The 22593-nt window shown below is 65.3% G+C and carries 21 protein-coding genes and 1 pseudogene; 6 read left to right on the forward strand and 16 right to left on the reverse strand.

From position 1 onward, the window contains the following. Nucleotides 1-77 precede the first annotated feature (77 nt). The 3 genes from dnaX to recR all read left to right on the forward strand — a co-directional run bounded on the left by dnaX (nt 78) and on the right by recR (nt 3200). The gene (gene dnaX / locus Q7C30_RS14420; RefSeq protein ID WP_317871877.1) at nt 78-2117 is read left to right on the forward strand and encodes a DNA polymerase III subunit gamma/tau; all 2040 of its coding nucleotides are present in this window, start codon (nt 78-80) and stop codon (nt 2115-2117) included. 61 nt (nt 2118-2178) lie between these two features. Then, nucleotides 2179-2514 carry a YbaB/EbfC family nucleoid-associated protein gene (locus Q7C30_RS14425; protein ID WP_029614614.1) on the forward strand — a complete coding sequence of 112 codons (336 nt, stop codon included), beginning with the start codon at nt 2179-2181 and terminating at the stop codon, nt 2512-2514. 83 nt (nt 2515-2597) lie between these two features. Then, nucleotides 2598-3200, forward strand: a complete 603-nt coding sequence (gene recR, locus Q7C30_RS14430; RefSeq protein ID WP_039576452.1) for a recombination mediator RecR — start codon at nt 2598-2600, stop codon at nt 3198-3200. A 57-nt stretch (nt 3201-3257) separates the two neighbouring features. On the opposite strand, the gene Q7C30_RS14435 is transcribed toward recR, so the two are convergent. The 8 genes from Q7C30_RS14435 to gcl all read right to left on the reverse strand — a co-directional run bounded on the left by Q7C30_RS14435 (nt 3258) and on the right by gcl (nt 12659). Continuing rightward, nucleotides 3258-4256: a sulfate ABC transporter substrate-binding protein gene (locus tag Q7C30_RS14435; RefSeq protein ID WP_317871878.1), complete on the reverse strand. Its 999-nt coding sequence runs from the start codon at nt 4254-4256 to the stop codon at nt 3258-3260. A gap of 94 nt (nt 4257-4350) precedes the next feature. Further along, complete coding sequence (locus Q7C30_RS14440) at nt 4351-5181, reverse strand: ion transporter (RefSeq protein WP_317871879.1); 831 nt, start codon at nt 5179-5181, stop codon at nt 4351-4353. 46 nt (nt 5182-5227) lie between these two features. Next, nucleotides 5228-6103: an urea transporter gene (locus tag Q7C30_RS14445; RefSeq protein ID WP_317871880.1), complete on the reverse strand. Its 876-nt coding sequence runs from the start codon at nt 6101-6103 to the stop codon at nt 5228-5230. 103 nt (nt 6104-6206) lie between these two features. Beyond that, nucleotides 6207-7622 carry a pyruvate kinase gene (gene pyk / locus Q7C30_RS14450; protein ID WP_317871881.1) on the reverse strand — a complete coding sequence of 472 codons (1416 nt, stop codon included), beginning with the start codon at nt 7620-7622 and terminating at the stop codon, nt 6207-6209. Then, nucleotides 7619-8893, reverse strand: coding sequence for a glycerate kinase (locus tag Q7C30_RS14455; protein ID WP_317871882.1), 1275 nt, complete (start codon nt 8891-8893; stop codon nt 7619-7621). Before Q7C30_RS14455 ends, pyk begins: the two co-directional genes overlap by 4 nt. Before the next feature lie 160 nt (nt 8894-9053). Next, entirely contained in the window at nt 9054-9995 is a 942-nt protein-coding gene (locus tag Q7C30_RS14460) for a 2-hydroxy-3-oxopropionate reductase (RefSeq protein ID WP_327148003.1), read from the reverse strand. A 41-nt stretch (nt 9996-10036) separates the two neighbouring features. Continuing rightward, nucleotides 10037-10861, reverse strand: coding sequence for a hydroxypyruvate isomerase (gene hyi, locus Q7C30_RS14465; RefSeq protein ID WP_317871884.1), 825 nt, complete (start codon nt 10859-10861; stop codon nt 10037-10039). A gap of 22 nt (nt 10862-10883) precedes the next feature. Further along, nucleotides 10884-12659, reverse strand: a complete 1776-nt coding sequence (gene gcl, locus Q7C30_RS14470; protein ID WP_304484530.1) for a glyoxylate carboligase — start codon at nt 12657-12659, stop codon at nt 10884-10886. Between the two features lie 372 nt (nt 12660-13031). Here gcl and Q7C30_RS14475 point away from each other — a divergent pair, with 372 nt between their 5' ends. Continuing rightward, the gene (locus Q7C30_RS14475; RefSeq protein ID WP_039576471.1) at nt 13032-13472 is read left to right on the forward strand and encodes a heme-binding protein; all 441 of its coding nucleotides are present in this window, start codon (nt 13032-13034) and stop codon (nt 13470-13472) included. A gap of 48 nt (nt 13473-13520) precedes the next feature. On the opposite strand, the gene Q7C30_RS14480 is transcribed toward Q7C30_RS14475, so the two are convergent. Continuing rightward, nucleotides 13521-14132, reverse strand: a complete 612-nt coding sequence (locus Q7C30_RS14480; RefSeq protein ID WP_317871885.1) for a TetR/AcrR family transcriptional regulator — start codon at nt 14130-14132, stop codon at nt 13521-13523. Between the two features lie 355 nt (nt 14133-14487). On the opposite strand from Q7C30_RS14480, the gene Q7C30_RS14485 reads away from it, so the two are divergent. Then, on the forward strand, nt 14488-15408 hold the full coding sequence (locus tag Q7C30_RS14485) for a DUF808 domain-containing protein (RefSeq protein WP_317871886.1): 921 nt from the start codon (nt 14488-14490) through the stop codon (nt 15406-15408). A 45-nt stretch (nt 15409-15453) separates the two neighbouring features. Here Q7C30_RS14485 and Q7C30_RS14490 read toward each other — a convergent pair whose 3' ends face one another. The 6 genes from Q7C30_RS14490 to puuE form a co-directional block, all read right to left on the reverse strand. Next, nucleotides 15454-16236 carry an outer membrane protein OmpK gene (locus Q7C30_RS14490; RefSeq protein WP_039576476.1) on the reverse strand — a complete coding sequence of 261 codons (783 nt, stop codon included), beginning with the start codon at nt 16234-16236 and terminating at the stop codon, nt 15454-15456. A 414-nt stretch (nt 16237-16650) separates the two neighbouring features. Further along, nucleotides 16651-18006, reverse strand: a complete 1356-nt coding sequence (locus tag Q7C30_RS14495) for a nucleobase:cation symporter-2 family protein (RefSeq protein WP_317871887.1) — start codon at nt 18004-18006, stop codon at nt 16651-16653. A 171-nt stretch (nt 18007-18177) separates the two neighbouring features. Next, nucleotides 18178-19497 carry a urate hydroxylase PuuD gene (locus Q7C30_RS14500; protein WP_317871888.1) on the reverse strand — a complete coding sequence of 440 codons (1320 nt, stop codon included), beginning with the start codon at nt 19495-19497 and terminating at the stop codon, nt 18178-18180. Nucleotides 19498-19554: 57 nt separating this feature from the next. Continuing rightward, nucleotides 19555-20058 (reverse strand): ureidoglycolate lyase, encoded by a 504-nt coding sequence (locus Q7C30_RS14505; protein ID WP_029613865.1) that lies wholly within the window; start codon nt 20056-20058, stop codon nt 19555-19557. Nucleotides 20059-20115: 57 nt separating this feature from the next. Then, the gene (gene uraD, locus Q7C30_RS14510; protein ID WP_317871889.1) at nt 20116-20631 is read right to left on the reverse strand and encodes a 2-oxo-4-hydroxy-4-carboxy-5-ureidoimidazoline decarboxylase; all 516 of its coding nucleotides are present in this window, start codon (nt 20629-20631) and stop codon (nt 20116-20118) included. Further along, complete coding sequence (gene puuE / locus Q7C30_RS14515; protein ID WP_039576487.1) at nt 20628-21557, reverse strand: allantoinase PuuE; 930 nt, start codon at nt 21555-21557, stop codon at nt 20628-20630. Before puuE ends, uraD begins: the two co-directional genes overlap by 4 nt. A 395-nt stretch (nt 21558-21952) precedes the next feature. Between puuE and uraH the strand changes: the two genes are divergently transcribed. Then, nucleotides 21953-22306, forward strand: a complete 354-nt coding sequence (gene uraH / locus Q7C30_RS14520) for a hydroxyisourate hydrolase (protein WP_029613862.1) — start codon at nt 21953-21955, stop codon at nt 22304-22306. A gap of 154 nt (nt 22307-22460) precedes the next feature. On the opposite strand, the pseudogene Q7C30_RS14525 reads toward uraH, so the two are convergent. After that, nucleotides 22461-22593: pseudogene (locus Q7C30_RS14525) on the reverse strand (IS110 family transposase); the annotation flags it as partial.

Raw genomic sequence — 22593 nt, forward strand, 5'->3', positions numbered from 1 at the left:
CGGCGCAGGGTGCAATTTTGCCCTCGCTCCGCTAGCATTGGCGATCTTCCGCTTGTTCTGGCTGCGATGGTTTTTCGATGAGTTATCAGGTTCTTGCACGTAAATGGCGGCCGCGCTCGTTCCGCGAGATGGTCGGGCAGACCCATGTGCTCAAGGCATTGATCAACGCCCTGGACAACCAGCGCCTGCACCACGCCTATCTGTTCACCGGCACGCGCGGCGTGGGCAAGACCACCATCGCGCGGATCATCGCCAAGTGCCTGAACTGCGAAACCGGCATCACCTCCACCCCCTGCGGCACCTGTTCGGTGTGTCGCGAAATCGACGAGGGCCGCTTCGTCGACCTGATCGAGATCGACGCCGCCAGCCGCACCAAGGTCGAGGATACCCGCGAACTGCTCGACAACGTGCAGTACGCACCGAGCCGCGGGCGCTTCAAGGTCTACCTGATCGACGAAGTGCACATGCTCTCCAGCCATTCCTTCAATGCCTTGCTCAAGACGCTGGAGGAGCCGCCGCCCTACGTCAAGTTCATCCTCGCCACCACCGATCCGCAGAAGCTGCCGGCGACCATCCTGTCGCGCTGCTTGCAGTTCTCGCTGAAGAACATGAGCCCGGAGCGGGTGGTCGAGCACTTGAGCCACGTGCTCGAGGCCGAAAACGTGCCGTTCGAGCAGGACGCCTTGTGGCTGCTCGGCCGCGCCGCCGACGGTTCGATGCGCGATGCCATGAGCCTCACCGACCAGGCCATCGCCTTCGGCGAGGGCAAGGTGCTGGCCGCCGACGTGCGGGCGATGCTGGGCACGCTGGATCATGGTCAGGTCTACGGCGTGCTCCAGGCGCTGCTCGAAGGCGATGCCCGCGCGCTGCTGGAAGCGGTGCGCGAGCTGGCCGAGCAGGGTCCGGACTGGAGCGGCGTGCTGGCCGAGATGCTCAATGTGCTGCACCGGGTGGCCATCGCCCAGGCGCTGCCCGAGGCGGTGGACAACGGCCAGGGCGACCGTGACAAGGTGCTGGCCCTGGCCGCTGCGCTGCCGGCCGAGGACGTGCAGTTCTATTACCAGATGGGCCTGATCGGCCGGCGCGACCTGCCCCTGGCACCGGAGCCGCGCGGCGGCTTCGAGATGGTCCTGCTGCGCATGTTGGCGTTCCGTCCGGCCGATGCCGACGACGCCCCGAAACCGGTGCTAAAGCCGGTGGGGATCAGCCAGGCCACAGCTGATCCCGCCCAGCCGGTGGCGACGCTGGCGGTTGCCGAGGCGCCTGCGCCGGTCGTCGCGCCGGCCCCGGCACCGGCCGTCGAAGCGCCGCTGCCCGCCGAGCCTGCGGTACCGGTACAAGCCGAACCCGAACCCGTCGCCCAGGACGAACCTGACGTCGAGCCCGCCGCTGAACACGCTGTCGAGGAGGTGATCGACCTGCCGTGGGAGGCGGCCGTGGCGCCTGAGCCCCAAGCGCCTGCGCCTGTCGCGGCTCCCGCCCCGGTCCAACCGCCGCGTGGCCAGCCTGATTACGACGAGCCGCCCTTCGATCCAGGCGCCTATGCGTCTGTCGGGATGGAACGCGACGACGACGGCCCGGATGACGACTACTACGCGCCCGAAGCCGACCCCGCCAGCTTCACCTACCTGGACGAGCTGGCCGAGCACGTGCATGAAGCCGAACCGCTCACCCCGCCCGAGCCGCTGCCAGCGGCCCAGCCGGCCACCGGGCTGGCCCTGCAGTGGCTGGAACTGTTCCCGCACTTGCCGGTCTCGGGTATGACAGGCAACATCGCCGCGAACTGCACGCTGATCCGCGCCGAAGGCGACGACTGGCTGCTGCACCTGGACCCGGGGCAGGGCGCGCTGTTCAACAGTACCCAGCAACGGCGCCTGAACGAAGCGCTCAACCAGCACGTGGGGCGCAGCCTGCGCCTGCAGATCGAGCTGATTCGCCCCGAGCAGGAAACCCCGGCCCAGGCCGCCGCGCGCAAGCGCGCCGAGCGTCAGCACGACGCCGAGGTGTCGATCGAGCAAGACCCGCTGGTCCAGCAGATGATCCAGCGGTTCGGCGCACGCGTGCGCCACGATACAATCGAACCCGTGGAGACCGCCCAGGCCAGTCCCGGGCAGTGAACGAACACCCTGCACCCGACCCAGAGCCGGGTGCATACATGACCCAATCGAGGATTTCCCCATGATGAAAGGTGGCATGGCCGGCCTGATGAAGCAGGCCCAGCAGATGCAGGAAAAAATGGCCAAGATGCAGGAAGAACTGGCCAATGCGGAAGTCACCGGTCAGTCCGGCGCCGGTCTGGTCAGCGTGGTGATGACCGGCCGTCACGATGTCAAGCGGGTCAATATCGACGCCAGCCTGATGACCACCGACCCGGACGACAAGGAAGTGCTCGAGGACCTGATCGCTGCGGCGCTGAACGACGCCGTGCGCAAGATCGAGCAGAACAGCCAGGACAAGATGGGCAACATGACCGCTGGCATGCAACTGCCGCCGGGCTTCAAGATGCCGTTCTGAGGGGTTCTCGGACACCTACAGGGAGCACGGTCCTCTGACCGCTGCTCCCTTCTTCATTCTGCACCACTGACAGGCCTGTCCCCATGAGCTTCAGCCCTTTGATCCGCCAACTGATCGACGCCCTGCGCGTGCTCCCCGGCGTCGGCCAGAAAACCGCCCAGCGCATGGCCCTGCAGTTGCTCGAACGCGACCGCAGCGGCGGCACGCGCCTGGCCCAGGCCCTTGGCCAGGCCATGGAGGGCGTTGGCCACTGTCGCCAGTGCCGCACCCTCACCGAGCAGGAACTGTGCCCGCAATGCGCCGACCCACGGCGCGACGACACCCAACTGTGCGTGGTGGAAGGGCCGATGGACGTGTATGCGGTGGAACAGACCGGCTATCGCGGCCGCTACTTCGTGCTCAAGGGGCACCTGTCGCCGCTCGACGGCCTCGGCCCCGAGGCCATCGGCATTCCACAGTTGATGGCGCGCATAGAAGAGCAGGGCACCTTCACCGAGGTGATCCTGGCGACCAACCCGACCGTGGAGGGCGAGGCCACCGCGCACTACATCGCCCAGTTGCTGGCCGAGAAGGGCCTGACCGCTTCGCGCATCGCCCACGGCGTGCCGCTGGGTGGCGAGCTGGAACTGGTCGATGGCGGCACGCTGGCGCATGCCTTTGCGGGCCGTCGACCGATTTCGCTCTAGCGTCAAGCGGCCCCGTCGCGGCAGCCCGGTGCTGCCGCGACGGCGCGAGCGGCCTGTTTACTGGCCGGTGTAGATCTGGTCGAACACGCCACCGTCGTTGAAGTGGGTCTTCTGCACGGTGCGCCAGTCGCCGAAGGTCTTCTCCACCGAGAGGAAATCGACTTTCGGGAAGCGGTCGGTGTACTTGGCCAGAACCGTGGCATCGCGCGGGCGCAGGTAGTTCTGAGCGGCGATCTCCTGGGCCGCTGGCGACCACAAATACTTCAGGTATTCCTCGGCCACGGCCTGGGTGCCCTTCTTGGCCACCACCTTGTCGACCACGCTGACCGGCGGCTCGGCCTCGGCCGACACGCTCGGGTAGACCACCTCGAATTGATCGCGGCCAAATTCGCGGGCGATCATCTCCGCCTCGTTCTCGAAGGTCACCAACACGTCGCCGATCTGGTTGGTCATGAACGTGGTGGTGGCGGCGCGACCCCCGGTGTCGAGCACCGGCGCCTGCTTGAACAGCTTGCCGACGAACTCGCGCGCCTTGGCCTCGTCACCGCCCTGCTTGAGCACATAGCCCCAGGCCGAGAGGTAGGTGTAGCGGCCGTTGCCCGAGGTCTTGGGGTTCGGCACGATCACCTGGACGCCGTCCTTGAGCAGGTCCGGCCAGTCTTTCAGGGCCTTGGGATTGCCCTTGCGCACGATGAACACGGTGGCCGAGGTGAAGGGCGCACTGTTGTTCGGCAGACGGCTGACCCAGTTGTCCGGGATCAGCTTGCCGTTGTCGACCAACGCGTTGATGTCGGTGGCCATGTTCATGGTGATCACATCGGCCGGCAGGCCGTCGATCACCGCGCGCGCCTGTTTGCTCGAACCGCCGAAGGACATCTGCACATTGACCTTCTCCTGGTGCTCTTGCTCCCAGTGCTTCTGGAATGCCGGGTTGTAGTCCTTGTAGAAGTCGCGCATCACGTCGTAGGACACGTTGAGCAGCGTCGGTGCAGCCTGGGCCAGCGTACCCAGCGTAAGCCCGGCGACGAGCAGCGAGGCACTGAAGAGTTTTTTCACAGCGGGCGATCCTTGTTGTGATTGAAAGTTTGGCAATTTGCCAGCAACTATAACCGTGGGTTCTTGCGCCTTTAAAGACCGAAACGGACTTTGCTTATGCCTGCCCGGTCTTGGGAAACAACGGGTTGCCGCAGCGCGAGCAGAATGCCGCCGTCGGCTCGTGGGTGTTCTTGGCACAGGTGGGGCAGTCGTGGCGCAACTGCTCGCCGCGCATGGCGTTGGCCAACTCGGCGGTGAAGATGCCGGTGGGCACCGCGATGATCGAGTAACCGATGATCATCACCATCGAGGACACCACCTGGCCAAGCGGCGTCCTGGGCACGATGTCGCCGAAGCCCACGGTGGTCAGGGTGACGATGGCCCAGTAGATACCCTTGGGAATGCTGGTGAACCCATGTTCGGGGCCTTCGATCACGTACATCAGCGTGCCGAACACCGTCACCAGGGTCGAGACGCTGACCAGGAACACGATGATCTTCTGCTTGCTGCCGCGCAGTGCATCGAGCAGGTAGTGCGCCTGCTTGAGGTAGGGGCCGAGCTTGAGCACGCGGAAAATGCGCAGCATGCGGATGACCCGCACGATCAGCAGGTACTGGGCGTCGCTGTAGTACAGGGCGATGATCCCCGGCACGATGGCCAGCAGGTCGACCAGCCCGTAGAAACTGAAGGCGTAGCGCAGCGGCTTGGGCGAGCAGTACAAGCGCGTCAGGTACTCGGCGAGGAAGATCGCCGTGAAGCCCCACTCGATGCCTGCCAGCAGGCCTGAGTAACTGCGGTGCACCTCGTCGATGCTGTCGAGAATGACCGTGACCAGGCTGGCGAGGATGATCAGTAGCAGGGTTTTGTCGAAGCGTCGGCCAGCCACCGTGTCGGACTGGAAGACGATGACGTAGAGCCGCTCGCGCAGGCTCGCAGGTGTGTCCATCTGAAGCGTTCCATAGGGCGTAGCGGCTGAGCCTATGGCCTGGCTCTCAGCCGTGCAAGCGTTGCACGTTGCGCCGCCGCGCGAGCCCGGCGAGATGGCCGCCCAGGTGCATCAGCCAGCAGGCGATGACGAAGGGCGCGGTGAGCGACGGCAGCGCGGCATGCGCGAACAGGGCCTGCACCAGCAGGGCCAGGGCGATGGCCAGCAGGGTGATCCAAGGACGCTCACCGTGCCGGCTGAACGCCAGCGCCGCCAGGGCGGTGTTGAAACCGTACAGCCCCAGCGCCGCGGCCTGGGGCTGGTCAGCCAGCAGGGCCGCACCACCGCCGAGCGTCGAGCCGAGCACGGCCCAGAGCGCCGCGTAGGGATGGGCGATCAACAGGCCGAGTACGATCAACAGCCCGGCCAGCGGCGCGTCCAGCAGGAACACCTGGCCCAGCCCGCGCAGCACGCCTTGCATGGGTTCGCCCGCCACTACCACGGACGCGGCGGGTTCGGCGAGCGCCAGGGCCGCCCAGCCCAGGAGCACGAAGGGCGCCGTGTAGGCCGTCAGCAAGGGCCCGCCGCGCTTGCGCCATTGGTGCGTGAGCATGCTCGACAGGCCCCCGGCAGCGAGAATCAAGGGCGGCAGGATGGCCGACCACGGCAGCACGGCGCTGATCAGCAGGCCGATCAGCACGCCGTTGTAGCTGTACAGCCCGGCCTGGCGGTCGGCGCGCTCGTAGCCTCGGCGTTGTGCCGTGAGCAGCCCGGCGAGCGCGCCGAGCAGGGCGCCGCCGACCAGGGCCGGCGCCGTGAGCAGGATGGCCAGCAGGCAGCACACGCCGCACAGGGGATTGCGCAGCAGCAGGACCTGGCTGAAGCCGTTGAGCAGGGCCGTGGCCCAGTCGGGGCACGGGTTGACGAAGTTCTTGGTGTACATGGGGCAGTCAGTGAAGGTGGCAGGAAGGCGCTGGGCCTCTTCGGGCCTCGGTTTTGCGCCGTGTCGTGGTGCGCTGCGCGGCGGCGGGTAGCCGCCCGGGCAGTCAGATCAGGGTCTCGATCCTCAAGGTGTTGGTGGTGCCCGGTTTGCCGAAGGGCACCCCGGCGGTAATCAGCAAGGTATCGCCGCGACAGGCCATGCCTTGGGCCTGGGCGATCTCCAGCGCTGTCGAACAGATTTCGTCGACCTGATGCAGGCGGTCGTTGACCACCGAATGCACGCCCCAGGTCAGGCTCAGGCGTCGGGCGGTGCGCAGGTTGGGCGTCAGGTTGAGGATCGGCGCCGTCGGCCGTTCGCGCGCGGCACGCAGGGTCGAGCCGCCCGACTCGCTGTAGTTGACCAGCACCGCCACCGGCAGGATGGCGCTGATACGGCGGATGGCGCAGCTGATGGCGTCCGACACCGTGGCCTCGGCCTTGGGCCGGGCGACGTCGAGCTGGGCCTGGTAGTCCGGGCCGTTCTCCACCTGGCGAATGATCTTGCTCATCATCTGCACCGCTTCCATCGGGTAGTCGCCGGACGCCGTCTCGGCCGACAGCATCACCGCATCGGCGCCTTCGGCCACGGCATTGGCCACATCGGTGACCTCGGCGCGGGTCGGCGCCGGAGAAAAGCGCATGGACTCGAGCATCTGCGTGGCCACCACCACTGGCTTGCCCAACTGGCGGCAGGTGCCGATGATGCGTTTCTGGATCTGCGGCACCTGCTCGGCCGGCACCTCCACACCCAGGTCGCCACGGGCGATCATGATCGCATCGGCCAGTTCGGCGATGGCCTGCAGGTGCTCCACCGCCGAAGGTTTCTCGATCTTGGCCATCAGGTAGGCACGCTCGCCGATCAGTTGCCGGGCCTCGACGATATCCTCCGGGCGCTGCACGAACGACAACGCCACCCAGTCCACCCCCAGCTCCAGGCCGAAGGCCAGGTCGCGGCGGTCCTTGTCGGTGAGTGGCGAGAGGTCGAGCAGCGCCTGGGGCACATTGACACCCTTGCGGTCGGACAACTCGCCCCCGACCAGCACCTCGGTGTCGATGGCCTCGGCGTGCTTGGCGACAACCCGCAGGCGCAGCTTGCCGTCGTCCAGCAGCAGGTCCATGCCCGGCTGCAACGCCGCGATGATCGCCGGGTGCGGCAGGTTGACCCGCTGGCTGTCGCCCGGTGTCTCGTCCAGGTCCAGGCGCAGGTGCTGGCCGCGCTGCAAGTGCACCTGGCCTTCGGCGAAGCGCCCGACGCGCAGCTTCGGCCCTTGCAAGTCCATGAGGATGCCCAGCGGCCGGTTCAACTGCTGCTCGACCTCGCGGATCCACTGGTAGCGCAGGGCGTGGTCGGCGTGCTCGCCGTGGCTGAAGTTGAGGCGAAACAGGTTGACCCCGGCCTCGACCAGTTGGCGCACCGCGTCGCGGCTGCCGATGGCAGGCCCCAGGGTCGCGAGGATCTTCACTTTCTTGTCGAGCGTCATGGATGCGGGGCCTCGAGGATCAGAATGGCGCGGAAGTCGTTGACGTTGGTGCGGGTCGGTTCGGTGACGACCAGGGCGTCGAGTGCGGCGAAGTAGCCGTAGCCGTCGTTGTCGTCCAGCGCGGCGCTGCTCGACAGGCCCAGGGCCTGGGCGCGGGCATAGGTGTCCGGGGTCATCAAGGCGCCGGCGTTGTCTTCCGAGCCGTCGATACCGTCGGTGTCGCCGGCCAGGGCATAGACGCCGGGCAGTCCCTTGAGGCTGTCGGTGAGGCTCAGCAGGAATTCGGCATTGCGCCCGCCGCGGCCGGTGCCGCGCACGGTGACAGTGGTCTCGCCGCCGGACAGAATCACGCAGGGCGGCTTGAGCGGCTGGCCATGCAGGACGATCTGGCGGGCGATGCCGGCATGCACCTTGGCCACCTCGCGCGCCTCGCCCTCCAGGTCGCCGAGGATCAGCGGGCTGAAGCCGGCCCGGCGGGCGGCGACCGCGGCGGCTTCCAGGGATTGCTGGGGCTTGGCGATCAGTTGGAAATGGCTGCGGCTGAGCGCCGGGTCGCCTGGCTTGACGGTTTCCGAAGCGGGATCGTGCAGCCAGTCGATCACGGCCTGCGGCGCGTCGATGGCGTAGCGCTTGAGAATCGCCAACGCGTCGGCCGAGGTGCTGGGATCGGCCACGGTCGGCCCGGAGGCAATGACCGTGGCCAGGTCGCCCGGCACATCGGAAATGGCGTAGGTGTAGACACTGGCGGGCCAGCAGGCCTTGGCCAGACGCCCACCCTTGATCGCCGAGAGGTGCTTGCGCACGCAGTTCATCTCGCCGATGGTGGCGCCGGACTTGAGCAGCGCCTTGTTCACCTGCTGCTTGTCCGCCAGGCTCAGCCCCGCGGCGGGCAGCGCCAACAGCGCGGAGCCGCCACCGGACAGCAGAAAGATGACCCGGTCTTTTTCAGTCAGGTCGCTCACCAGCGCCAGCACCCGTGTGGCCACGGCCAGCCCGGCCGCGTCGGGCACCGGATGGGCCGCTTCGACCACTTCGATGTTCTGGCAGCGTGCGCCGTGCCCGTAGCGGGTGACCACCAGTCCGCTGACCTCACCCTGCCAGCACTGCTCGACCACTTCGGCCATGGCCGCCGCAGCCTTGCCCGCGCCGATGACGATGACCCGCCCACTGCGATCGGCAGGCAGATGGCCCTCAAGGACCTGACGAGGATGTGCAGCCGCAATGGCCGTTTCAAACAATTCGAGCAGACGTTTCTGTGCATCGACCAACATGGCACTCTCCTGAGCGGCAAGCGGCAAGCGGCAAGCGGCAAGCGGCAAGCGGCTAGCCGCAAGCTGCAAGCGGCAAGCGGCAAGCTGCAAGCTGCAAGATGAAGCAGATCGGCTTGTAGCTTGTAGCTTGTAGCTTGCCGCTTGCAGCTCGCCGCTGCGGCTAGTCGCGAATGGAAAAGTTGGCCATGTGCTCGAGGCCTTTGATCAGCGCCGAGTGGTCCCAGTTGCCGCCGTCCAGGGCCTGGCAGGTGTTGAACACCTGCTGGGCGTTGGCGGTGTTGGGCAGGTTGATGCCCAGCTCCTTGGCGCCCTGCAGGGCCAGGTTGAGGTCTTTCTGGTGCAGGTTGATGCGGAAACCCGGATCGAAGGTGCCCTTGATCATGCGCTCGGCGTGTACCTCGAGAATCTTCGAGGAGGCGAAGCCGCCCATCAGCGCCTCGCGCACCTTGGCTGGGTCGGCGCCATTTCTGGCAGCGAACAACAAGGCTTCGGCCACCGCCTGGATATTCAGGGCGACGATGATCTGGTTGGCCACCTTGGCGGTCTGGCCGTCGCCGCTGCCGCCGACGCGGGTGATGTTCTTGCCCATGGCCTGGAACAGCGGCAGGGCGCGCTCGAAGGCCTTTTCGCAACCCCCGACCATGATGCTCAGGGTCGCGGCCTTGGCACCGACCTCGCCGCCTGAGACCGGCGCGTCCAGGTAGGCCGCGCCACTGCGCTCGATCTTCTCGGCGAAAGCCTTAGTGGCGGTGGGCGAAATCGAGCTCATGTCGATCACCACCTTGTTCGGGCCGACGCCCTCGGCGACGCCCTGCTCGCCGAACAGTACGCCCTCGACCTGCGGCGTGTCGGGCACCATGACGATGATGAACTCGGCCTCCTGGGCCACTTCCCTGGGGCTGGCCAGGGCCACCGCGCCGGCGGCGATCAGATCGGCGGGGGCCGCTGAGTGGTGGGTGGAGACGAACAGGCTGTGACCTGCCTTTTGCAGGTTCTGGGCCATGGGCTTGCCCATGATCCCGGTGCCGATGAAGCCGATCTTGGCCATGAGAATGTGCCTCTTTTTATTGGAGTTGTGGGTAGCTGATCGCGGGGCTGCCACGAAACCCTGTGAGAGTGGGTTTGCCCCGCGAATGCGTTCGGTCAGGCGATGGAGGTGTCTGTGCGGGCGCTTTCGCGGGACACGCCCGCGCCCACCTGGGTCTTCAGCCAGCCCAGGCCGGCTTCGGTCGTGGTCAGGGGTTTGTACTCGGCGCCCACCCACCCCTGGTAACCGATACGGTCCAGGTGCTCGAACAGGAAGCGGTAGTTGATCTCGCCGGTGCCGGGCTCGTGGCGACCGGGGTTGTCGGCCAGTTGCACGTGGTTGATCAGCGCCAGGTTGGCTTGCAGCGTGCGCGCCAGGTCTCCCTCCATGATCTGCATGTGGTAGATGTCGTATTGCAGGTACAGGTTGGCGCTGCCGACCTCGGCCTGGATCTCCAGGGCCTGCGCCGTGGTGTTCAGGTAGAAGCCGGGGATGTCACGGGTGTTGATCATCTCCATGACCAGACGGATACCGGCGGCCTGGAGTTTGTCGGCGGCGTACTGGAGGTTGGCGACGAAGGTCTGGCGCACGCTGGCCTCGTTCGCCGCAGGCGGACGGATGCCGGCCAGGGCGTTGACCTGGGTATTGCCCAGCACCTTGGCGTAGTCGATGGCCTTGTCGACGCCGGCGCGGAATTCCTCGACCCGGTCCGGGTGACAGGTAATGCCGCGCTCGCCGCTGGCCCAGTCGCCGGCGGGCAGGTTGAACAGCACCTGGGTCAGGCCATGGGCCTGCAGCTCGCGCTGAATGTCGTGGGCGCTGAAGTCGTAGGGAAACAGGTATTCGACACCGCTGAAGCCCGCGTCGGCGGCGGCCTTGAAGCGGGCCAGGAAGTCCTGTTCGGTGAACAGCATGGACAGGTTGGCGGCAAAGCGCGGCATGGGAGTCTCCTTGCGTGGGCAGTCAGTCGAGCAGCGAGAGGGCGGTTGGCGCGTCATTGCCGACCAGCGCCAGGTCTTCGAATTCGTTGACCGCATTGATCTCGGTGCCCATGGAAATATTGGTCACGCGCTCGAGTATCACCTCGACCACCACCGGTACGCGTAACTGTTGGGCCATTTCCTGCGCCTTGCGCAGGGCCGGGGCGATGTCGTTCGGCTCGAACACCCGCAGTGCCTTGCAGCCCAGGCCCTCGACCACCGCGACGTGGTCCACGCCGTAGTTGCCGGCCTCGGTGGCGTTGATGTTCTCGAAGGCGAGTTGAACACAGTAGTCCATGTCGAAGCCACGCTGGGCCTGGCGGATCAGGCCGAGGTAGGCGTTGTTCACCAGCACGTGGACATAGGGCAGGTTGAACTGCGCGCCCACGGCCAGTTCCTCGATCATGAACTGGAAATCGTAGTCGCCCGACAGCGCCACCACCTGGCGCGCAGGGTCGGCCTTGACCACGCCGAGGGCGGCGGGGATGGTCCAGCCCAGCGGGCCGGCCTGGCCGCAGTTGATCCAGTGCCGTGGCTTGTACACATGCAGGAACTGCGCGCCAGCGATCTGCGACAGGCCGATGGTGCTGACATAGCAGGTGTCCTTGCCGAACACCTGGTTCATCTCCTGGTACACCCGCTGCGGCTTGACCGGCACCTGGTCGAAGTGGGTCTTGCGTTGCAGGCTGGCCTTGCGCTGCTGGCAGTCCTGCAACCAGTCCTTGCGGCACTTGAGCTTGCCGGCCGCCTGCCACTCGCGGGCCACCTCGATGAATGCATCGAGCGCCGCGCCGGCATCGGAGACGATCCCCAGGTCCGGGGTGAACACCCGGCCGATCTGGGTGGGCTCGATGTCCACGTGAATGAAGCGGCGGCCCTCGGTGTAGACCTCCACGGAGCCGGTATGGCGGTTGGCCCAGCGGTTGCCGATGCCGAACACCAGGTCGGATTTGAGCAAAGTGGCATTGCCGTAGCGGTGCGAGGTTTGCAGCCCGACCATGCCGACCATCTGCGGATGATCGTCGGGCAGGCAGCCCCAGCCCATCAAGGTCGGAATCACCGGCACGCCGGTCAGTTCGGCGAATGCCACCAGCTTGTCGCTGGCATCGGCATTGATGATGCCGCCACCGGCCACCAGCAGCGGGCGTTCGGCGTCGTTGAGCAGTGCCAGGGCCTTTTCCGCCTGGATGCGCGTGGCCGAGGGCTTGTGCACCGGCAGCGGTTCGTAGGCTTCTATGTCGAACTCGATCTCGGCCATCTGCACGTCGAACGGCAAATCGATCAGCACCGGGCCGGGGCGGCCGCTGCGCATTTCGTGGAAGGCTTTCTGGAAGGCGTAAGGCACCTGGCCTGGCTCCAGCACGGTGGTCGCCCACTTGGTCACCGGCTTGACGATGCTGGTGATGTCCACCGCCTGGAAGTCTTCCTTGTGCAGGCGCGAGCGCGGCGCCTGGCCGGTGATGCAGAGGATGGGGATGGAGTCGGCCGAGGCACTGTACAGGCCGGTGACCATGTCGGTGCCGGCAGGACCGGAGGTGCCGATGCACACCCCGATGTTGCCGGGGTTGGCGCGGGTATAGCCTTCAGCCATGTGCGAGGCCCCTTCGACATGGCGGGCGAGGACGTGATCGATGCCGCCAACCTTCTTCAGGGCCGAGTACAGCGGGTTGATCGCCGCGCCTGGAATGCCGAAGGCGGTGTCGACGCCTTCCCGGCGCATGACCAGTACGGCGGCATCGATTGCTCTCATTTTGCTCATGTCTTGTGCCTCATTTGTTTTGTAATTGTATACAATACGACTTGCGGACGAGTGTATTCATGGTCTGAGTTCAAGGTCAATGGGTTTTCATCGGATGCTCGGCAGATCGAATCGATGAGTGGGCGTAGCGCTCGATTGGTGCTGCTTTGCAGCCCTGTCGCGACACCAGACCGCTCCCCTATCTACCGTGTGAGCTCAGGTTTTCGGGCAATTCTCGCGGACGGCTGCGGGACGTAGGAAGGCCACGACGCAGTGTGAACGTGCCGGAGAATCGGGCGAATTGATCGAAATTATTGTATACAAATATCTATTATTTTGTGCTCTATTGATTCGCCTGCATTCCGGCCCCACACAACAATAAAAGGACCTCCCATGACTGCACTCACCCTCAACGTCGCCAACACCCTGGTCCACGCCGCGCTCTGCGCTGGACGCCGGATCGACGCGGCTCCTCTCACCGTGGCCGTGCTGGACGCCGGCGGGCATCTGCTGGCCTTGCAGCGCGAGGACGGGGCCAGCCTGTTGCGTCCGCAACTGGCCACGGCCAAGGCCTGGGGCGCGGTGGCGCTGGGCAAGGGGTCGCGCCTGCTGGCGCTGGACGCGCAGCAGCGCCCGGCGTTCTTCGCCGCGCTCAACGGGCTGGGTGACGGCGCCGTGGTACCGGCGCCGGGAGGCGTGCTGATTCGCGATCAGGCCGGCACGGTGCTGGGCGCGCTGGGCATCAGTGGCGATACCTCGGATGTCGACGAGCAGTGCGCGATCAGTGCGATCGAGTCGCTGGGCTTGCGCGCAGATGCGGGCGCGGCGGTGTGAGCCGGCGGGCAGTGTCGGGCCCTTGGCAGGTGAAGGCCCGGGGGATGTTCACGCAGGCTCCGGCTCGCAACCCTTGAGCACCAGGCGGATGATGGTGTCGGCGGCCGCGTCGTAGTCGCTGTCGCTGAGTTTAGCCTTGCCGGTGACCACGGCGATCTGCCAGTCGAAGTCCGCGTAGGTCTGGGTCGCGGCCCAGATGCTGAACATCAGGTGGTGCGGATCGACCGGGGCGATCTGCCCGCGTTCGATCCAGCGCTGGATGCATTCGATGTTGTGCCGGGCCTGCTCGTTGAGTTGCTCCACCTGCGACGGCGACAGGTGCGGGGCGCCGTGCATGATCTCGCTGGCGAACACCTTGGACGCATGGGGCAGGTCGCGGGAGATGCGGATCTTCGAGCGGATGTAGTGGCTGAGCACTTCCTGCGGATCGCCCTCGGCATTGAACGGCGTGGAGGCCTGCATGATCGGTGCGATGATGCTTTCCAGCACCTCGCGGTAGAGGTTTTCCTTGGACTTGAAGTAGTAGTAGACATTCGGCTTGGGCAGCCCGGCCTTGGCCGCGATGTCGCTGGTCTTGGTAGCCGCGAAGCCCTTGTCGGCGAATTCCTCGCTGGCCGCGCGCAGGATCAGTTCCTTGTTGCGCTCGCGAATCGTGCTCATGGTCTGTGGAACTTCCTATGACTGGCCGCCTCTAGGCTTTGTCTGAAAAGCCTTGATACTCGGTGATGCTGCGTTGAAAACCGCCTGGATCGCCAGCCCGGTCGGAATGCTCATTTACAACCTGTAAAGTCGAGCGCGACTCCGACCGTTCCTCGGCGGTTTTCGCCTTGCCTGACCTTCGTCTCAAGACTTTTCAAACAAAGCCTAAGAGCGAGCAGGCATGGTAGCACCGTGCCGCAGAACCGCTCAAGGTAACGGCCTGGGCGGTCTCCGTCGCGTATCATGCACTCGGCAGGCCGGTCGGATGGGCTCGCCGAGGTGCTGACACGGCACGAATCTATCAAGGGTAAAAGCAATGGCAGGCAGCAGTTTTTTCGCGTTGTTGGATGATATCGCGGCCCTTCTGGACGATATTTCGCTGATGAGCAAGGTGGCGGCGAAGAAGTCCGCCAGCGTGCTCAGCGACGACCTGGCGGTCAATGCCGAGCAGGTCACCGGCATGAAGGCGGACCGGGAATTGCCGGTGGTGTGGGCAGTGTTCAAGGGCTCGCTGAGGAACAAGGCCATTCTGGTACCGTGCGCGCTGATACTCAGCGCCGTGCTGCCAGCGGCGGTCAAATGGCTGCTCATGGCTGGCGGCCTGTACCTGTGCTACGAGGGCTTTGAGGCGATCAAGGACAAGCTGTCTCGCGACAAGCCCGGCGATGAGGCGCAGGCCCGCAGATCGGTGCCGCGCAGCGCCGAGGCGCTTGCCGAGTACGAACAGCGCAAGATCAAAGGGGCGATCAAGACCGACTTCATCCTCAGCGCTGAAATCATCGTCATCACCTTGAACGTGGTGGCCGAGGCGCCGTTGTACCAGCAGATTCTCACGCTGGTGATCATCGCCCTGTTGATGACGGTCGGTGTCTACGGCCTGGTCGCCGGCATCGTGCGGCTGGATGACGCTGGCTTCGCCCTGGCCAAGTCCAAGGCCCAGGGGCTGTGGGGGCGGTGCGTGAAAAGCGTGGGGCGGGGCCTGGTGGCCGCCGCGCCGATGCTGATGAAGGCGCTGTCCTGGATCGGCACGGTGGCCATGTTCCTGGTGGGCGGCACGTTCATCGCCGAAGGCATCCACCCGTTGGAGCAGGCCCTGGAGTCGCTCGTGGCGGCCAGCGGCGCCTGGGGGCCGGTGGTCAAGTATGCCCTGTTCGGCGTGGTCGGCGCGGTGGCCGGCTTCATCACGGCGCTGGTTGTCGGCGGCTTTTCCAAGCTTCGCCAGCGCCAGGCGGCGTAAACCGTCCGGCGCAGGACGCGGGCTGGCCAGCAGCCCGCGCCACCCTCAGAAGTGCACCTTGACCAGCAGGCTCATGGTGTTCTGGTCGGTGGTGAAGGCATCGCTGTCCTTGATGCCGTACTTGTTGCTCCAGTAGTCGTACTCGATACCCACGTACAACTGTTTTTCACCCATGTGCAGCGCCTTGCCCAGGTCGTACTTCACCTGCGGGTTGAAGTGCAGGTTGGCGTGGTAGCTGCCGCGCCCATTGCGGTCGTTGTCCACCACCCAGTCCATGAAGCCGTCGATCAGCACGTCGGAGGCGCCCACCGGCAGGGTGTAGCCCCACACCGGGGTGATCTGCCAGACATGATCGCCCGGGCGGCTGCCGTCGGTGGTGCGGTGGTAGAAGTTGAGCTGGAAGTAGTCGAAGCCCGGTACGGCCAGGTCGAAGCCGGGGCCGATCAGGTACGACTCGGTATCGCCTTCGCCGAACTCGTAGGTCATGGCCAAGAGCACGTCGGTCACCGGGCCGAAGGCCAGCTTCTGATCGAAGATCTTGCCGAACGACAGGCGCGGGGAGATCTCACCGTAGTAGGTGTTGGCGCCGTTGTTCCCGTCTTTCTTGCCCTGGTAGAAGATCTTGTCGACGAACAGGAAGTTGTCGCCGTACTTCCAGGAGTCGGCGTGCTCGAAGGTCAGGGTCTGCTGGGTTTCAGGGTTGACCTTGAAGTTCTTGCCCCACAGGTAGGTCAGGCTGTTGTTCTGCCAGTTCAGCAGGTCACCGGCGTGGCTGGTGGCGCAGGCCAGCAGGCCGCCGGCGAGGATCAGGCTGTTGAGAATCCGCATGGTTGAGGTCGCTCCCTTGAGTGGATGTGTGTCAGCGCTCGTGTCGGCGCTTTTTCTGTCTTTTCGGTCAGGTTTGAAGCGTGGGCCACAGCTCCCTGGCAAGTGCTGCGCCAACTTTTGCGGGTCGGTCGCAGCCATCCTGCTCGACGGCGTTCTGAACGGATGAAAAAGGGTGCTGCTGGCTGGCACGACATCGACCAACCGCCCGAATTCATTGACTGAGCGGTCAGTAAACGCGGGCAGGATCCGACCTGCCCTGAGCGAGGGGGCGCGCAGATTACTGGCTTGCGCGCCGGGCCTCAAGTGCTCCTTCCTGGAGCGTGCTGTCGCAAAACTGGGCGTTCGGTCAGGTTGTCAGGCGTGACGCGCCATCGCCTGTGCCGAGCGCCCCGGATCGACGGGGTCGGCGCTGTCTCAGTGCCGGTGACACACCCTGGTGTGGGCGGCCCGCTCGGCGCCGCCAAGAATGTTGAACAGCAGGTTCAACAGCAACGCGCTGAGGGTGGCCATGGCGATGCCACTGTGGGTGATCGGCTCCATCCAGGTCGGCATTTGCGCGAAGAATTCCGGACGCACCACCGGTATCAGGCCGAAGCCTATGCTCACCGCCACCAGCAGTTGATTGCGACGGTCGCTGATGTCCGCCTCCTGCAGAATCTTGATGCCCGTGGCGGTGACCATGCCGAACATGGCGATCGATGCACCGCCCAGTACCGCCGGTGGGATCGACGCAATCAGGAACGCCGCCTTGGGCAGCAGGCTGAGCAGCATCAGCAAGACACCGGCGACCGCCGTGACCGAGCGGCAGCGCACGCCGGTCATCTGCACCAGGCCGATGTTCTGGGCGAAGGAAGAATGGGTGAAGGTGTTGAAGAAACCGGCCACGAACGAAGCGCCGGCATCGCACAACAGGCCGCGCCGCAGCATGCCGGGCGTGACCGGCCGATCGGTGACCTTGCCCAGGGCCAGGAACATGCCGGTGGACTCGACGAAGATGATCACCACCACCAGGCACATCGACAGGATCGGTGCCAGGCTGAAGGTCGGCAGGCCGAAGTGCAGCGGCGTGACCACCTGCAACCATGGCGCCTGGGCCAGGCCCGACAGATCGACCATGCCGATGCAGCCGGCGAGCACGTAGCCCAGGCCCATGCCGACCAGCACCGAGACGTTGACCCAGAAGCCGCGCATGAAGCGGTTGATCAACAGGATCACCCCAAGCACCAGGCCGGCGACCATGAGGTAGATGGGCGCGCCGAAGCTGTCCGCCTGCTGACCACCACCGGCCCAGTTGACCGCCACCGGGAACAGCGACAGGCCAATGGCGGTGATCACCGTGCCGGTGACCAGCGGCGGGAAGAACCGCACCACCCTGGACATGAACGGCGCGATGAGCAGCCCGAACAGCCCGGCGGCGATGGTCGCGCCGAAGATGCCCTGCAGGCCCACGCCGGGCATGCCGGCCATGGCCACCATGCTGCCGACGGCGGCGAAGCTGGCACCCATCATCACCGGCATGCGGATGCCGACCGGGCCGATGCCCAGCGACTGGGTGACGGTCGCGACCCCGGCCACGAGCAGGTCGGCGTTGATCAGGAAGGCGATTTCCTCGCGTGACAGACCCGCGGCCTGGCCGATGATCAGCGGCACGGCGATGGCGCCGCCGTACATCAGCAGCACATGTTGCAGGGCCACCAGGGTGAGCTGGGCCAGGGGCAGGGGTTGTCGTGGCGGCGCGACGGGAATGGACGCCTGCGGTGATGTGGACATGCAGCACCTCGAGTGTTGTTCTTATTCTCGGATCCAAGCGGGCGGCGCCCGGCGCCAGGCGCTTCGCATGAAGGCCTGGATGTGCCGGGGGAGCCGAACGCTCGATGCTTGCTTTTGTGTCTGTGGTGCAGCGCAGGCCGGTCGGCTATCGCGACGGGCCTGCGCAAGCCGCTAGTTGACCGGTGCACCCTTGGCGATCCAGTCGCCGACCAGCTTGCGCTCCTCCACGGTCATCTGGGTGATGTTGCCCAGCGGCATGATCTGGCTGGCCACGGCCTGTGCCTGGATGCGCGCGGCCTGGGTCTGGATCTGCTGTGGCGTGTCGAACATCACCCCGGCCGGAGCCGTGCTGAACAGCGGGCTGGTGGGTTTGGACGAATGGCACACGGTGCAGCGTTCCTGGATCACGTGATGGATCGCCTCGAAGTTGCCGGGCTCAGCCTGGGCAGTGGCCTGGGCCGGGGCGGCGGCGGGGGCTTCAGCCGCCTTGGCTGCGGCCTCGGCGCGGTGCTCGGCGGCGGTCTTGCCGCCCACGGCACTGGCCGGCAGCGGCTGGTACTGGATCGGCGCGGCGGCCTGCTCGGGGCTGGCCGGCAGGGGCTTGGGCGCGGTCACGTAGGCCAGGCAGATCATCGCCAGGGCGCCGGCTGGCAGGGTCCAGGCGTACTGGTTGCTGGCATGGCGGGTGTTGAAGTAATGCCGTACCAGCACCGCTGCCACCGCGATCCCGGCCAGGATCAACCAGTTGTACTGGCTGCCGTAGGTGCTCGGAAAATGGTTGCTGATCATGATGAACAGCACCGGCAGGGTGAAGTAGTTGTTGTGCCGCGAACGCAGCAGGCCCTTGGCTGGAAGCAAGGGGTCAGGCGTCTGGTTGGCAGCGATCGCCGCGACCAACTGGCGCTGGGCCGGCATGATGATGCGGAACACGTTGCCGACCATGATGGTGCCGATGATCGCCCCGGTGTGCAGGTAGGCGCCGCGTCCGCTGAACACCAGGCTGAAGCCCCAGCAGGCGGCGATGATCAGCACGAACAGCACGCCGCCGAGCAGGGCAGGGCGCTTGCCCAAGGGCGAATCGCAGAGGAAGTCGTAGACGAACCAGCCCGCCACCAGCGAGCCGATGCCGATGGCCACGCCCTCGGCGCCGCTCAGGCTGCTGCCGGGGGCGAGCAGGTAGAGGGTCGGGTTCCAGTAGAACACCACGCAGAGCAAAGCGATGCCCGACATCCAGGTGAAATACGCCTCCCATTTGAACCAGTGCAGGTCATCGGGCATTTTCGGCGGTGCGAGCTTGTATTTCTCCAGGTGGTAGATGCCGCCGCCGTGGATGGCCCACAAGTCGCCCGACAGGCCGTCGCGCGGGTTGCTGCGGTTGAGGTTGTTCTCCAGCCAGACGAAGTAGAACGATGCACCGATCCAGGCCACGCCGGTGATCATGTGAACCCAGCGAATGCTCAGGTTCAGCCATTCGTGAAGATGTGCTTCCACAGTATGTACCTCTGCCGGTCACCGGCAGGCCGCGGACCTGTGATGACCGACCTTCTCTTATTGGTGGGGATCGAGGATCAACATCTGCTCCTCGGGGAAGTAATGCTCGTCGCAGTTGTTGCCGGAACCACTGCGATCAACCACCAGGAAGTCATCCCGCTTTTCGATCGTCAGCACCGGGTGGTGCCAGACGCCGCGATGGTAATTGACGCCCTGCCTGCCGTTGCTACGGAAGGCGCGGACCAGACCTGATACAGGTGCATCGCCAAGTGGCGCGACCACGATCAGAAAGGGGTTGCCCAGCAGCGGCACGAAGGCCTGGCTGCCCAGCGGATGGCGCTCCAGCATGCGGATGGTCAATGGCATCTCCAGGGCATCGGCGCGGAAGATGCTGATGATCGCCCGGTCTTCCGGCTCGGCGGTTTGCACCGTGGCGAGCTTGTGGAAGCGCATGGTCGAGCCGTTGTTGATCATGAAGTGGTCGCTGCCGTCGGTTTCGATCACGTCACCGAAGGGGGCGAAGGCTTCTTTGGTCAGCGGCTCGATCATCAGGGTACGCATGCGGTTTTCTCTTGTAGTCGTTATCGGTCAAGGGGCGAGGCCGTGTTCGGCCAGGCCTCACAATTGCTGCAGACGGAACAGGGCGATCTGGTTGATCTGCGCCAGCGCCTCGCGGAACTCGGCGTCGGCATCGTTATGGATGCGCTGCTCGAAGGCGGCGAGGATCTGGTGCCGGTCGCTGCCTTTGACCGCCATGATGAACGGAAACTGGAATTTTGCCTTGTAGGCGTGATTGAGCTCGGTGAAACGGGCGAATTCCTCGGCCGTGCACAGGTGAATGCCGGCGCCGGCCTGCTCGTGGGTGCTCGACTCGGTCAGCTCGCCACGCACCGCCGCTTTGCCGGCCAGGTCCGGGTGCGCATTGATCAGCGCCAGTTGCTCGGCGTGGCTGGCGGCCAGCAGCACCGCGCTCATGCGCTGGTGCAGGACCTCGACCTGGTCCAGCGCAGTGCGCTCGCCCTGGTCGAAGGCCCGCTCGGCGACCCACGGCGAGTGCTCGTAGATGTCGGCGAAGGCGGCGACGAACGCGTCGCGGCTCAGGGTCGAAGGGGTGACGGTTTTGAAGGCGCTCATCGGGCGTTCTCGGGCGTGTAGGGGTGGGTGGCGTGCCAGTGACGGGCGATGTCCACGCGCCGGGCGAACCAGACTTGCTCGTGGCTTTTCGCATAGTCGACGAAGCGCTTGAGCGCAGCCAGGCGCGCCGGACGGCCGACCAGGCGGCAGTGCAGGCCGATGGAGAGCATCTTCGGCGCCTCGGCGCCCTCGGCGTAGAGCACGTCGAACGCGTCCTTGAGGTACTGGAAGAACTGCTCGCCGCAGTTGAAGCCCTGCACCTGGGTGAAGCGCATGTCGTTGGTGTCCAGGGTGTAGGGGATCACCAGGTGCGGCTTGTCGGTGGGGGTGTTCTTTTCCCAGTAGGGCAGGTCGTCGTCGTAGGTGTCGCTGTCGTAGAGGAAGCCGCCTTCCTCCATCACCAGGCGCCGGGTGTTGGGGCCGGTACGGCCGGTGTACCAGCCCAGCGGGCGTTCGCCGGTGATCTCGGTGAGGATGCGGATGGCTTCGAGCATGTGCTCGCGCTCCTGGGCCTCGTCCATGTACTGGTAGTCGATCCAGCGATAGCCGTGGCTGCAGATCTCGTGGCCGGCCTCGACCATGGCGCGAATCACGTCCGGGTGGCGCTGGGCGGCCATGGCCACGGCGAAGATGGTCAGCGGCACGCCGCTGTCCTTGAACAGCCGCAGCAGGCGCCAGACGCCGGCCCGGCTGCCGTATTCGTAGAGCGACTCCATGCTCTGGTTGCGTACGCCCTGCAGCGGTTGCGCCGCCACCATCTCGGAGAGGAAGGCTTCGGACTCCTTGTCGCCATGCAGGATGCAGCGCTCGCCACCTTCTTCGTAGTTGAGCACGAAGGACAAGGCGATGCGGGCGTTGCCCGGCCAGTGCGGGTGAGGAGGCGTGTTGCCGTAGCCGATCATGTCGCGAGGGTAGTCAGCGCTCATGCAGTCTTCCTTATGAACGTAGAGGCTAGGTGCTGACCGCGGCGGGTTGTCGCAGGCACCGGAGTGGGACGATTGTATACAACTTGTTCGGCCATTTGTAAGCCCGATTTGCCGCAATTCTTCGTTTTTGTCGTCCTTGGACATCTGCTCAGTCCCTTGCAAGAAACTTGCCTGAATGGTCAGGTAATGTGACCGGCCGTGATGCCGGCCTTGAGTTCTCCGCCTGACGTCGGGAGATCCCGATGCAGCGGCGCAGACGGGGAAAGTGGCTGACAAAATTGTGTACAATCTTCGATTCAAGTGTCTTAATTGGCCCCGTTCCGGCAAGCGCTTGCCCCGCGCAGGTGCATGCCGTCTATCTTTTGCCCAGGCCAATGACAAGAGGCGATACGCAGATGGGACGTTTGACTACACATGTGCTGGACGCCGCCCACGGCTGTCCGGGAAGCTCGATCCGAGTCGAGCTGTACCGCGTCGAGGGCCAGCAACTGACGCTGGTCAACAGCGCGCTGACCAACAGCGATGGTCGGGTCGATGCACCGTTGCTCGAAGGAGATGCGTACCGCACCGGTGTTTATCAGTTGCAGTTCAGTGCCGGCGACTACTACCGGGCGCGTGGCGTGGCGTTGCCGGACACCGCGTTTCTCGATGTCGTAGTGCTGCGCTTCGGCATCGATCAGGGGCAAGCGCATTACCATGTGCCTTTGCTGATTTCGCCGTACAGCTACTCCACCTATCGCGGAAGCTAGGCGCACCAGGAAAGCGGGCTGAGCGCGACTCGCCCGCTCCCACAAATGCGCCGGTGCGGGGTTTCACAGCCTGGGAAGGCAGCGTGCGCTCAAGCCCAGGCGATCAACTGCCCTGCGCGATTTTCGAACCTTTGTGCGTTTCAAGTGGGAGATTCTATGGTTGTGGGCAATGCTTTTTGCCGCCTTTGCTCACGTATTCGCCTTGAGTCTTCATCAAGGCGAATGCAATTCTGGCCAGCTTTCGGGCCAGGATGACCAGGGCCTGAGTGGTTGCCTTACCTGTACTC

The organism is Pseudomonas sp. RAC1, assembly GCF_030658255.1.
Classification (GTDB): domain Bacteria; phylum Pseudomonadota; class Gammaproteobacteria; order Pseudomonadales; family Pseudomonadaceae; genus Aquipseudomonas; species Aquipseudomonas boreofloridensis.